At 71.2% G+C, this 11910-nt stretch carries 11 protein-coding genes; 6 read left to right on the top strand and 5 right to left on the bottom strand.

The window, feature by feature from the left end; genetic code table 11:
- Positions 1-91 precede the first annotated feature (91 nt).
- A complete protein-coding gene (locus ACIF83_RS11675; protein WP_399725820.1) occupies positions 92-400 on the bottom strand; it encodes a hypothetical protein in 309 nt (102 codons plus the stop codon).
- 28 nt (positions 401-428) lie between these two features.
- Positions 429-2555 carry a glycogen debranching protein GlgX gene (gene glgX, locus ACIF83_RS11670; protein ID WP_398138419.1) on the bottom strand — a complete coding sequence of 709 codons (2127 nt, stop codon included), beginning with the start codon at positions 2553-2555 and terminating at the stop codon, positions 429-431.
- 197 nt (positions 2556-2752) lie between these two features.
- Here glgX and ACIF83_RS11665 point away from each other — a divergent pair, with 197 nt between their 5' ends.
- From ACIF83_RS11665 to ACIF83_RS11650, 4 genes are all read left to right on the top strand, one after another.
- Positions 2753-3565: a Tat pathway signal sequence domain protein gene (locus tag ACIF83_RS11665; RefSeq protein ID WP_399725817.1), complete on the top strand. Its 813-nt coding sequence runs from the start codon at positions 2753-2755 to the stop codon at positions 3563-3565.
- Positions 3566-3626: 61 nt separating this feature from the next.
- Entirely contained in the window at positions 3627-4946 is a 1320-nt protein-coding gene (locus ACIF83_RS11660; RefSeq protein WP_393473435.1) for a copper amine oxidase, read from the top strand.
- A gap of 103 nt (positions 4947-5049) precedes the next feature.
- The gene (locus tag ACIF83_RS11655; protein ID WP_393473432.1) at positions 5050-6291 is read left to right on the top strand and encodes an SAV2148 family HEPN domain-containing protein; all 1242 of its coding nucleotides are present in this window, start codon (positions 5050-5052) and stop codon (positions 6289-6291) included.
- Positions 6292-6393: 102 nt separating this feature from the next.
- Positions 6394-7125, top strand: coding sequence for a 3'-5' exonuclease (locus ACIF83_RS11650; RefSeq protein ID WP_398138417.1), 732 nt, complete (start codon positions 6394-6396; stop codon positions 7123-7125).
- Positions 7126-7135: 10 nt separating this feature from the next.
- Here the strand turns inward: ACIF83_RS11650 and ACIF83_RS11645 are convergent, their stop codons facing one another.
- Together ACIF83_RS11645 and ACIF83_RS11640 are read right to left on the bottom strand one after the other, a co-directional pair.
- The gene (locus ACIF83_RS11645) at positions 7136-7633 is read right to left on the bottom strand and encodes a YbaK/EbsC family protein (RefSeq protein WP_393473427.1); all 498 of its coding nucleotides are present in this window, start codon (positions 7631-7633) and stop codon (positions 7136-7138) included.
- Positions 7603-8598 (bottom strand): DMT family transporter, encoded by a 996-nt coding sequence (locus ACIF83_RS11640; RefSeq protein WP_399725812.1) that lies wholly within the window; start codon positions 8596-8598, stop codon positions 7603-7605. Before ACIF83_RS11640 ends, ACIF83_RS11645 begins: the two co-directional genes overlap by 31 nt.
- Before the next feature lie 94 nt (positions 8599-8692).
- Between ACIF83_RS11640 and ACIF83_RS11635 the strand changes: the two genes are divergently transcribed.
- On the top strand, positions 8693-9601 hold the full coding sequence (locus ACIF83_RS11635; RefSeq protein ID WP_399725809.1) for a LysR family transcriptional regulator: 909 nt from the start codon (positions 8693-8695) through the stop codon (positions 9599-9601).
- Between the two features lie 23 nt (positions 9602-9624).
- Here ACIF83_RS11635 and ACIF83_RS11630 read toward each other — a convergent pair whose 3' ends face one another.
- Positions 9625-10488 carry a phosphotransferase gene (locus ACIF83_RS11630; RefSeq protein ID WP_399725806.1) on the bottom strand — a complete coding sequence of 288 codons (864 nt, stop codon included), beginning with the start codon at positions 10486-10488 and terminating at the stop codon, positions 9625-9627.
- A 279-nt stretch (positions 10489-10767) separates the two neighbouring features.
- Here ACIF83_RS11630 and ACIF83_RS11625 point away from each other — a divergent pair, with 279 nt between their 5' ends.
- A complete protein-coding gene (locus ACIF83_RS11625; RefSeq protein ID WP_399725803.1) occupies positions 10768-11907 on the top strand; it encodes a CDP-alcohol phosphatidyltransferase family protein in 1140 nt (379 codons plus the stop codon).
- Positions 11908-11910: the final 3 nt, after the last annotated feature.

Raw genomic sequence — 11910 nt, 5'->3', positions numbered from 1 at the left:
CTGGCGGCTTGTCCGGCGGTGTACTCCGGGCAGCCCGAAATCGCCCGGCACGCGCGCGGGCACGACGAGCCGGCGGATGCGACGCCACCCGCTAGAGCGCCGCGGTCAGCTCCGCCAGCCGCCGCAGGCGCAACAGATACCGAAGCTCCTCCGCATCGGTGACGAGCGGCAGGGCCCGGTCCAGTTCCCTGGCGCAGTGGAGCAGGGTCCGATGCCGCCCGGCGTCGAGACGACCGCCGTTCTTCAGCCAGACGGACACGCATCCGGCGATGCCCGCGTCCAGCAGCACCACGTCCACGCCCGCCGGGTCCGCGGTGCGCAGCCTCGGCGGGAAGGGCGCGGCCAGGTGCTCCTGCCACAGCAGCGTCACCGCGCTCTGTCGCTCACTTGTTCCACTCATCCGCCCCATCCTCCCGCGGCCACCCCCCTCAGGCGGGCCGCTGCAGCACCGTCAGGCTCCGGTCCGGCAGGGTGATGCGGTCCCCGGCCGCGACCTTCGCACCCGTCCCCGGCGGCACCCCCTCCGCGCGCGCGGTGTCGACCACGACCTGCCACTGTCGGCCGTGGTCGACCGGCACCAGGAAGTCCAGCGGCCCGGGTGAGGCGTTGAACATCAGCAGGAAGGAGTCGTCGGCGATCCGCTCCCCGCGCGGACCGGGCTCGGAGATCGCGTTGCCGTTGAGGAACACCGCCAGCGCGGACGCCTGTGCCGAGTCCCAGTCCCGCTGGGTCATCTCGACGCCCTCGGGGGTGAACCAGGCGATGTCGGACAGCTCGTCGTGGGTGCCCTCCACCGGCCGTCCGTGGAAGAAGCGCCGCCTGCGGAACACCGGGTGGTCCCGGCGCAGCCAGACCATCGCGCGGACGAACTCCAGCAGATCACCGTCGTCCTCGCCCTCGCTGTCGTCCTCGGGCCAGTCCACCCAGGACAGCTCGTTGTCCTGGCAGTAGGCGTTGTTGTTGCCGCGCTGGGTGCGGGCGAACTCGTCGCCGTGGCTGATCATCGGCACGCCCTGGGAGAGCATCAGCGTGGCGACGAAGTTGCGCATCTGGCGGGCGCGCAGCCCGAGCACGTCCGGGTCGTCGGTCTCGCCCTCGACGCCGCAGTTCCAGGACCGGTTGTGACTCTCGCCGTCCCGGTCGTCCTCGCCGTTGGCCTTGTTGTGCTTGCCGTTGTAGGAGACGAGGTCGTGCAGCGTGAAACCGTCGTGGCAGGTCACGAAGTTGATGGAGGCGAGCGGGCGGCGGCCGTCGTCCTGGTAGAGGTCCGAGGAGCCGGTCAGTCGGGAGGCGAACTCGGCTAGCGCCCGCGGCTCGCCCCGCCACAGGTCCCGGACGGTGTCGCGGTACTTGCCGTTCCACTCGGTCCACAGCGGCGGGAAGTTGCCCACCTGGTAGCCGCCCTCGCCCACGTCCCACGGTTCGGCGATCAGCTTCACCTGGGAGACCACCGGGTCCTGCTGCACCAGGTCGAAGAACGACGACAGCCGGTCCACCTCGTGGAACTGCCGGGCCAGGGTGGCTGCGAGGTCGAAGCGGAAGCCGTCGACGTGCATCTCGGTGACCCAGTAGCGCAGCGAGTCCATGATCAGCTGGAGGACGTGCGGGGACCGCATGAGCAGTGAGTTCCCGGTGCCCGTGGTGTCCGTGTAGTAGCGGGGATCGTTCGCGAGGCGGTAGTACGACGGGTTGTCGAGGCCCTTGAAGGACAGCGTGGGCCCCAGGTGGTTGCCCTCGGCCGTGTGGTTGTAGACGACGTCCAGGATGACCTCGATGCCTGCCTCGTGCAGCGCGCGGACCGCCGACTTGAACTCCAGGACCTGCTGGCCGCGGTCGCCCCAGGAGGCGTAGGTGTTGTGCGGGGCGAAGAAACCGATGGTGTTGTAGCCCCAGTAGTTGCTCAGGCCCAGGTCGGCCAGCCGGTGGTCGTTCACGAACTGGTGTACGGGCATCAGCTCCAGCGCCGTCACGCCCAGCTTGGTCAGGTGTTCGATGATCGCCGGGTGCGCGAGCGCCGCGTACGTGCCGCGCAGTTCCTCCGGCAGGCCCGGATGGCGCATGGTCAGGCCCTTCACATGGGCCTCGTAGATCACCGTGTGGTGGTACTCGGTGCGCGGGAGCCGGTCGTCGCCCCAGTCGAAGTACGGGTTGATCACCACCGAGGTCATGGTGTGCGGCGCCGAGTCCAGGTCGTTGCGCCGCTCCGGGGCGCCGAAGTGGTAGCCGTACACCTCCTCGCCCCACTGGACGGCACCACTGATCGCCTTCGCGTACGGGTCGAGCAGCAGCTTCGCCGAGTTGCAGCGCAGTCCGCGCTCGGGGGCGTACGGGCCGTGCACCCTGAACCCGTACCGCTGTCCCGGCATGACGCCCGGCAGGTACGCGTGCCGCACGAACGCGTCGCTCTCGCGCAGTTCCACCGCCGTCTCCGAGCCGTCGTCGTGCAGCAGACACAGCTCTACTCGGTCCGCGGCCTCCGTGAAGACCGCGAAGTTGGTTCCGGCGCCGTCATAGGTGGCGCCGAGCGGATACGCCTCGCCAGGCCAGACCTGCATGGACACGACTCTTCCAGGTGTGCCGCCCCGCCGGGGCCGCGTTGACTCCGAGTCTGCCCGAAAGTGAGGGAACCTCCTGTGACTTACGCCCCTCTTACCGGCCGACCAGTGCATACGGCGAACGCACTACCTGCCGTGTGCCGAACCAGTGGGGCAGACACGTACTCCCGGGGAAGTTGGGGGAGTAGGGGGAAGATGTGCGCGAGATAGTGCACCGCCATCTGGGCAAGGTGGTGGCGGGCGCGGCCCTGGCGGTGGCCGGGACCGCGGTGATGGTGGGGATCACCCTGCCGGGCACGGCAGGGGCCGATGAATCGGGAGGATCGGGCAACGGCACACAGGCCGCGCAGCAGGCGGGACAGGGCCCGGACGCGGTCCAGCCGGGTGTCGTGGAGCAGGCGCCCGCCGAGGGGAAGAAGGGCACGGGTCGTGACCCGCTGACCGACGACGAGATCAACCGCGTCGCGAAGCTCGCCATGAACCAGCAGTTGCTGAACACGGGCGAGAACGTCGACGGCGGCCGCGGCCCGCAGCGCCTGAGCGTCGACCTGGCCGACCCGGAAGCGAACGAACTGGACGACCCGAACGCGCCGCGCCGGGCCGACGTGACCTTCTACGACTACAAGACCGACACGCTCGTCACCAAGACGGTCGACCTGGACACCGGCAAGGTCGAGCAGACCGGCACCCAGCACGGCGTCCAGCCGCCGCTGAGCCGTGCCGAGAACGCCGAGGCGGCGAAGCTGCTGATCGCCGACCCGCTGGGCGCGGGCCTCAAGGCGGACTACAAGGACGCCACCGGTCACGAGCTGACCTCTCCGGACCAGCTGCTGCTCAACGGCGCCGTCTACCGGGCCACTCCGGGCGGCCAGCCCGCCGTGCTCGACAAGTGCGGCGAACACCGCTGTGTGCGGCTGTTCCCGAAGGTCAAGAACGGCCCCTGGATCGACGCCCGGTGGCTGGTCGTCGACCTGAGCGCCCGCAAGGTCGCCAAGCTCGACCGTCGCTGAGCGACAGCAGCTCACCGTTCACTTTTCCAACTTGCTCGTCCTGCAAGGGAGCCTCTTCGTCATGCCCGTCAACCGAATCAGCCGTGCCCGCGCGCGGGCGGCCGTCGGCGTCACCGTGGCGGCACTGGCCGCCGGTGCGACGGCCGGTGCCGGACCGGCCGTCGCCCAGCCCAAGGCCGCGCCCGCGGCGGCCGCCGACTGCAGCGCGGCCTACAAGATCGAGCAGAAACTCTCCAGCGGCACCACCTGGCGGATGTGCTGGCGCTACGACAGCAAGGCCGGCCTCGTCCTGGAGAACGTCTCGTACCAGCCCAAGGGCGAGACCAAGCCGATCAAGGTCCTCAACAGCGCCCGCCTCGCCCAGATCGACGTCCCCTACGACGACGGCAGCGTCGAGTACGACGACCTGACCGGCTTCGGCTTCGCCCAGGGTCTGGTGAACCTGGCGCCGGGCGAGTGTCCGGGCGGCACCATCAAGACCGTCCGTGTCCCGGACGCCTGGGACCCGCAGCATCCGGACGTCAACGGTCTGTGCACGACCACGCGTTCGCGCGGCCACGCCTACCGCATGCAGGGGGACAGCGCCAACAAGGTCTTCCAGGCGCAGGGCAAGGACCTGCTTGTCTACACGGTCAACCAGGTCGGCTGGTACGAGTACATGACCGAGTGGCGCTTCCAGGACGACGGCACCGTCAACATGAACGTCGGCGCCACCGGCAGCCTGTCCTACGACGACTACGACGCCGGCGACGGGCGCGGCTGGCCCCTCGGCAAGGGCGCCAAGGCCTACGCCACCAGCCACAGCCACAACGTCTTCTGGCGGCTGGACTTCGGCCTCGACGGCTCCTCCAAGACGAAGGTCGAGCAGTACGACTCGGCCGTCACCGCCCCCGCCCACGGCCAGCAGGCGCCCACCAACAAGACCACCCGCACCAAGGTCACCAAGGAACTCGCGGGCGACTACAAGACCTACCGCTGGTGGCGGATGGTCAGCGCGACCGGCAAGAACAAGGACGGCCACGCCCGTTCGTACGAGATCGTCCCCGGTCCCACCACGAAGTACCCGGGCCGCAGCTTCACCAAGCACGACGTGTACTTCACCGAGTACAACAAGTGCGAGCAGTTCGCCAGCAACAACCCGGGCGCCTGCCCGGCCGGGGCGGGCAAGTCCGTCGACAAGTGGGTCAACGGCCAGACGCTCACTCACCCGGTGGTCTGGATGAACGTCGGCTTCCACCACATCGCCCGGGACGAGGACCAGCAGCCCATGCCGATCCACTGGCAGGGCTTCGCCATCTCCCCGCGGGACGTCACGGCTATGAATCCGCTCACTCCGGACGCGCTGGCGTGGCAGAACGGCCACTGGCGGCCGCGTAGTTGAGAAACCGACCTGTCCATCCGGCTGCATCGCCGACCGCTCCCGGAGTACCCTTCCTTGATCGTTGAGACGGGGAAGGCCCAGGGTGGCGGAAGGCGGTGCACGGGTGGGCTCGGGAGGGCTGGAGTTGCCCCCTGGTGACGAGGGTCACGAGGGGAACTCCACAGACGTCCCGCCCGGCGCGGTGTCCCTGGCCCGTCCGATGGACGCGACAGGGTCCATCGGGCCGGAACTGGACTGGGACGCCGACGCCTGGCTCGAGGTGCGCACCCGCGCCCAGCGGGCGGGCCGGGCCTACATCTGGCTGAACCTCGTCGAACAGCGGCTGCGTGCGGTCGTGGCCGCCGTGCTGCGCCCCATCTACGAACCCGTCCACGGCGACGAGTGGGTGGTGGCCGCGGCCGGGCCCGCCGGACAGGAGTGGGTGCAGCGGGCGGTGGCCGTCCGCGAGGTCAGCCGCCGCAAGGGCTATCTGCTCGACCCGGCCGACGACAACGTGCTCAGCTTCCTCACCCTGCCCCAGCTGCGCGAGCTGATGGTGCAGCACTGGCCGTGCTTCGAGCCGTACTTCGACGAGCGGCGCGACCTCGAACTCGCCCTGGACGAGCTGGAGGTGACCCGTAACGTCGTCTCCCGCAACCGGGCCCTGTCCGGGGCGGTCCTGGACCAGGCCGAGCGGGCCTCGGCCCGGCTGCTGGAGATGCTGGGCGCGGGCGGCGACGTGCCCTCCGCGCGCCGACTGCCGGTCGACGCGGTCGAGGACCTGGTCGGCGACCGGTACGCGGACGTCGTCGCCGTCCACCCCGACCGGGTGCGTCTGATGCGCCAGTTCCCGGCCGAGGACATCTTCGGGGGCGCCCGCCGCCTCGACGCCATCGGTATCGGCCTCAACCTGCTGGTGCAGAACTTCTCCGGACGCCGCCTGGTCCGGCTCGCCGAGTCCGACTGCCGGGTACGGCTGCTCTTCCTCAACCCGGCCTCCAGCGCGGTGAAGCGCCGCGAGCGCGAACTCGGGATGAAACGGGGCGAACTCAGCCGGTCGGTCGAGATGAACATCCTGCACATGCGCCGGGTGCGGTCCCGGCTGCGCGATCCCGGCGCCTTCGAGATCCGGGTCTACGACGAGACGCCCCGCTTCACCGCCTACCTGGTGGACGGCGACGGCGCCGACGGCATCGCCGTGGTGCAGTCCTATCTGCGCGGGGCGCGCGGTATGGAGTCGCCGGTGCTGGTGCTGCGCAACGGCAGCCGACTGGTCAAGTCGGATGATGTCGTCGAACCCGGACTCTTCCCGACATACCGCGAGGAATTCGAGCTGGCCTGGGCGGATTCGCGCCCGGTGTCCTGAGCCGTCCACCCCGGCAAACGGAACACGGTCCTCGGATTGTCAGTGCCGCGTGCGATGGTGGAGGCCACTGGGGGAAAGCACCACCAAGAAGGGGGGCCGCCCATGGGCTGGCACCGGGAGCTGCTGATCGGCTTCGACCTGGAGACGACCGGGACCGATCCGTGCGAGGCGCGCATCGTCACCGGCGCGGTGATCGAGGTCAGGGCCGGTGAGTCCCTGGGGCGCCGGGAATGGCTGGCGGATCCGGGCGTGGAGATCCCGGCCGACGCGGTCGCGGTGCACGGCATCAGCAACGAACGCGCGGCCGCCGAGGGCAGCCCCGCCGACCAGGTGGCCGACGCCATCGCGGACGTCCTGGTCTCCTACTGGAAGACGGGGGTCCCGGTCGTCGCCTACAACGCGGCCTTCGACCTCACCCTGCTCTCCGCGGAGCTGCGCAGGTACGGACTGCCGTCGCTCTCCGACCGGCTCGGCGGCCGCGCCCCGGCCCCGGTCGTCGATCCCTACACCATCGACCGCCGGGTCGACCGCTACCGCCGCGGCAAGCGGAACCTGGAAGCGGTCTGCGCCGAGTACGGCATAGTCCTCGACGCGGCCCACAACGCCTCGGCCGACGCCCTCGCCGCGGCCCGGCTCGCCTCCGCGATAGCCGACCGCCACCCGAAGATCGCGTCCCTCGGCCCGGCGGAACTGCACCGCAGGCAGATCGAGTGGTACGCCGAGTGGGCGGCGGACTTCCAGGCGTTCCTGCGCCGCAAGGGCGACGCGGACGCGGTGGTCGACGGGGTGTGGCCGGTGCGGGAGCCGGCGGACCTGGCGGACGAGAAGGTCTGAGCCGGGCAGGTCACGCTGGCGCGGGGCTCGCGATGCGGGCCACCCGCGGGCCGGCGAGCCGCGCGTAGTCGGTGCCGGTGAGGCAGAGCGAGCGGTCGAGCCGGGCGGCGTTGAAGTACAGCCGCGGCCGGGCGACGACGTCCGGATCGGCGACGAGTTCGAGTTCGGGATCGAAGCTGAAAGGCAATACGGTGCCGGGCACCGAGCGGGCGAGCCGCTCGGCGGTCTCGGCGTCGCTGAAGCCGACATAACGGGCCTCGAACAGCATCCGTACGGCGTCCAGATCCACCCGTCGGTCCCCGGGGACGACCGCGAGGACGTGGCGCGTGGTGCGGCGGTCGACCTTGACCCGCAGCACGATGCACTTCGCGGCCTCGCTCACCGGATGGCCGCGCAGTGCGCTGACGGTCTCGGTGGCACCCTCGGGCGCGTGGTCGATGAGGCGGTAGTCGACGTGGGAGGCGTCGAGCAGGGAGATCAGCTGCTGGTAAGTGTCGTGGTCCGGCATGGGGCCTCTTCTCCGGTCCTCTCGGGGGACGTGGCGGGCGCGGATGCGCCGGCTGAGTCGGTGGTCCCGGTACCGACGGCGGTCTCGGCGGTCCGGTGGGCGCGTTCCACGGCCTGGCCCCAGTAGGTGCCGGTGACCATCAGGGCCGCACCCAGGGCGGTGAGCGGGGTGAGATGTTCGCCGCCGAGGGCGATGCCCACCGCCGCGGCCCAGACGGGCTCGGTGCCGAGCAGCAGACTGGCCCGGCTGGCGGAGGTGCGCTGCACCGCCCAGGTCTGGACGAGGAAGGCGAACACGCTGCAGAAGAGGGCGAGATAGACCAGCTGGGTCCAGGTCGCCGCGTCGGCTCGGGCCAGCGCCGGAAGGTCACGGGCGGCGGGAGCGAGGAACAGGGCCGTGCCGACCAGGGTCTGCACCGTCGTCAGGTGCAGCGGGCGGATCGCCCGGCCCGCGGTGAGCCGGCCGACGAGGGCCACGTGCACCGCCCGGACGCAGGCCGCGGCGAGCATCAGCAGGTCCCCGAGGCGAGGCGCGTGGAAGCCGTTTCCGGACATGAGCAGACCGACGGCCAGGACGCACACGCCGGCCGCGGCGAAGAAGGCGGGAGGCGGACCGCCTCGGCGCCCGGTGCGGTCGAGGAGCGGGGTGAGCACGATGGTGAGGCTGATGATCAGACCCGCGTTGGCGGCTGTGGTGTGGGCGACGCCGTACGTCTCCACGACCAGGACGGCGGCCTGGGTGACGCCGAGCGGCAGCCCTACGCGCACCTCGTCGCGGGTCCACCCGCGCAGTCCGCCCCGGGCGGCGACGAGACCGAGGCAGGGGAGCGCGGCAAGGGCGTAGCGCGCGAACAGGACGAGGAGGACGGGCAGGGCGCTCGCGGCCGTCTGGGCGGACAGATAGCTGGAACCCCAGACGAGCGCGACGAGGAGCAGTACCGCGTCGGTACGGCGGGCGTCGGTCACCCGCCCACGGTGCACCGTCGGGGTATCTGAAGCCCAGAACCACTTTCTTAAACGATCTTTTAGTGAGGCTACATCGTCGTCCTACACTGACGGCGTGGACGAACGGCAGCTGAGGATCCTGCGGGAGCTGGGCGAGCTGGGCAGTGTCACCGCGGTCGCCGAGGCGCTGCTGGTGACGCCGTCGGCGATCTCGCAGCAGCTAAGGCTGCTGCAGCGCTCGATCCCCGTGCCGCTCACCGAACGGCAGGGGCGGCGCCTGGTGCTCACCGACGCCGGGCAGGCGCTGGCGGATGCGGCCGTCGAGGTGGAGTCGGCGCTGGCACGGGCCCGGCACGCGGTCGAGGAGTTCGCCGGCAGGCCGGACGGCGAGGTGTCGGTCGCGGCGTTCCACAGCGCGGGCGCGGCGTTCTTCCCGCTGCTGCTGCGCGGCCTCGCCGGGCCGGGCTCGCCGACGGTGGCGCTCGCCGACGAGGACGTACCGCAGGAGGACTTCCCCCGGCTGACCCGCGCCTACGACCTGGTCCTCGCCCACCGCCTGGACCATGCCCCGCCCTGGCCGCGCACGGTGACCGTGACCACCCTGCTGCACGAGCCGCTCGACGTGGCGATGCCGGCCGGGCATCCGCTCGCCGCCAAGCGACGGGTGACCCCGCGCGATGTCGCCGACCTGCCGTGGATCACCGCGCACGACGGGTTCCCGGTCCTGGCCACCATCGAGGCCATCGCCGCGGCGGCCGGCCGACGGCTCCGTCTGGCCCACCGCATCAACGAGTTCGCGGTGGTCGCCGAGGCCGTCGCCGCCGGGGGCGGGATCGCGCTGATGCCGCGCTGGACCATGCGCCCGCATCCCGCGCTGGTCCTACGGCCGCTCAGCGGCGTCCAGGCCACGCGGCACATCGACGTCCTGTGCCGCCCCGAGCGCACGGCCAGAAAGGCGGTGCGCACGGTCCTGACGGAACTGGGACGGGCAGCGCGAACGATCCAGGGCGAGGAGACTGCCTGAGGGGCGCGGGGTTCGACCGGCGCTCAGAACGGATACCACCGCACCGTTTCGTCCCCCTCCCGCAGGGACGCCACCCGGCGCTCGAACTCGGCCAGCGCCTTGGGGTTGCTCGGCGCGTGCTGGGCCACCCACGCACAGCTGGCCGTCTCCCGGGCCCCGCGGAGCACCCCGCAGCCCTCCCACTCCCGTACGTCCCAGCCGTAGGTCCCGGTGAAGGAGTCGTACGACTCGGCGGGCAGACCGTAGCGGTCGCGGGAGAGGGCCATGACCACCAGGTCGTGCTCGCGCAGGTCGACGGAGAAGGTCTCCAGGTCGACCAGGACCGGGCCGTCGGGGCCGACGTGCACGTTGCGGGGCAGCGCGTCGCCGTGGATCGGCCCCGGCTCCAGACGGGGCGTCAGCGCGGCCGCGGCCGCGGCGAAGCCGTCCCGGCGGGCCCGGAGGTAGGCAGCGTCCTCGGGGTCGATCGAGGTGCCCGCGAGCCGCAGCCAGCGCTCCACACCACCCAGCAGATCGCGGGGCGGCAGCGCGAAGGGCGGCAGGGGGAGCGCGTGCACGATCCGCAGCAACTCCGCGAGATCCCGGGGCTCGGCCGGTCGTACGGGGTCGGCCAGCCGGTGCCACACGGTCACCGGGTGCCCCTCGACGAGCAGCGGCTTCGGCTCGGCCGCCCGCACCGCGGGTACGTCCGCCTCCGTCAGCCAGCCGGCGATGTCCAGCTCGCGCCGGGCCCGCTCCAGCAGTTCGGCGTCACGGCCCACCTTGACGACGAGGTCGCCCGCGGCGAACACCGCGTTCTCACCGAGAGCGAGGAGCCGTGCGTCCCGCACCGGGCCCGGCAGCACCTTCGCCGCGGCCAGTACGTCCCGCGCCCGTGCCTCGTCCATCGTCCGTCTCCGCATCGTCTCGGTCCGTCACGCGTCGGCCAGTCTCGCATTCGCGGTGGCCGGAGCGGGCGTCCGGGGACGGCTGCGTGCGCCTCGCAGCACAGGGAGTTCACTTCATAACGCTCGGATAACACGGCGGTCGCCTGGCACTGCCGTAGACCCGACTCACCTGTCGGACCGATACCCCCTGCAGAAGGTTGTACGGACTGGATCTTGTTCCTTTGGTAAGAGCATTCCTAACGTCGGGTAAACACCGATTGAAAGTCAGGTAGTAGACCCATGCCATCGAAACACCGGGACGTTCCGGGCCTTGCCGAGGTGCGCCGCCTCACCCAGAAGAAGCGGGACGCGTGGTGGACCGTGCTCCTCGTCGACCCGGTCGCCACACCGCTGGTGCGCCAGGTCGCGAAGCGCACCCGGATCACGCCGAACCAGATCACCTGGGGCGCACTGCTGCTCGGACTCGTCGCGGCCTGCTGCTTCGCGCGGGGCGAGTGGCACTGGCTGATCGCCGGTGCCGTCGTCTACCACCTGAGCTTCATCCTGGACTGCATGGACGGCAAGGTCGCCCGGCTCACCGGCCAGGGCTCGGTGTTCGGCGCCTGGCTGGACTACATCTTCGACCGGATCCGCGTCATGGCGTGCGCCGTCGCGCTGATGGGCGGCCAGTACCACCGCACCGGGAACACCTTCTACATATGGCTGGCCGCCGCGGTCGTCTTCCTCGACGGGATGCGCTACCTCAACTCCCTGGAGATATTCAAGACCCGGCACACCATGCGCAAGCAGATCAAGGCCCGGCTGCGGGCGGCCAGGCGCGCGGAGAACGCCTCCCGCGTCGCCTTCATGGAGGACCTCCTGCGCGACAACCCCGAGGCGGACATCGAGCAGGACCTGCGTCGCGCCGCCGAGGAGGGCACGCGGCCCTTCGCGGCCGAGGACGCCGGGCTGCCGGCCGCGGCGGAGGGGGCCGCGCTCCTGGCCGAGGCCGAGGTCGAGGGCGTCGAGCCGCCGGCGGCCGCCGGAATCACCGGCCCGCTCGCCGGCGCCGCGGCCACGGCGCCGGCCACCGGCACGGTCACCGCCGAGACGCCGGCCCCGGCCGCGACCGCGCCGGCGAGCACCCGGGTCATCGACCTGCACCAGGAGTTCCGCCACCGCTTCCCCGCCTACCTGCGGATGCGCTCCTTCCTGCTGCGCCACCGCGTCCGTACCCACCTGGTGAGCGGCATCGAGTTCCAGATGGGCGTCTTCATCGTCGGCCCGCTGCTGGACGCGATCATCCCCACCACCGTCGTCGCCGGCTCCCTGCTCCTGGTGTTCGAACTCGCCATCGTCTACAAGCTGCTGCTGTCGACCCGCGACTTCGCCCGCACCATCGACTCCTTCGACCGTGACGCGGTGACGCGCGCCGCCTGAGCC

Source organism: Streptomyces sp. NPDC085866 (assembly GCF_044541035.1).
GTDB lineage: Bacteria > Actinomycetota > Actinomycetes > Streptomycetales > Streptomycetaceae > Streptomyces.
The sequence above is the reverse complement of the archived record's forward strand: the minus strand, read 5'-3'. Positions and strand labels throughout refer to the sequence as shown.

Excerpts from the sequence above, each read along its gene's own strand:
- ACIF83_RS11675 (WP_399725820.1), bottom strand. The coding sequence starts at position 400 with ATGAGTGGAACAAGTGAGCGACAGAGCGCGGTGACGCTGCTGTGGCAG.
- glgX (WP_398138419.1), bottom strand. The coding sequence starts at position 2,555 with ATGCAGGTCTGGCCTGGCGAGGCGTATCCGCTCGGCGCCACCTATGAC.
- ACIF83_RS11660 (WP_393473435.1), top strand. The coding sequence starts at position 3,627 with ATGCCCGTCAACCGAATCAGCCGTGCCCGCGCGCGGGCGGCCGTCGGC.
- ACIF83_RS11650 (WP_398138417.1), top strand. The coding sequence starts at position 6,394 with ATGGGCTGGCACCGGGAGCTGCTGATCGGCTTCGACCTGGAGACGACC.
- ACIF83_RS11645 (WP_393473427.1), bottom strand. The coding sequence starts at position 7,633 with ATGCCGGACCACGACACTTACCAGCAGCTGATCTCCCTGCTCGACGCC.
- ACIF83_RS11630 (WP_399725806.1), bottom strand. The coding sequence starts at position 10,488 with ATGGACGAGGCACGGGCGCGGGACGTACTGGCCGCGGCGAAGGTGCTG.
- ACIF83_RS11625 (WP_399725803.1), top strand. The coding sequence starts at position 10,768 with ATGCCATCGAAACACCGGGACGTTCCGGGCCTTGCCGAGGTGCGCCGC.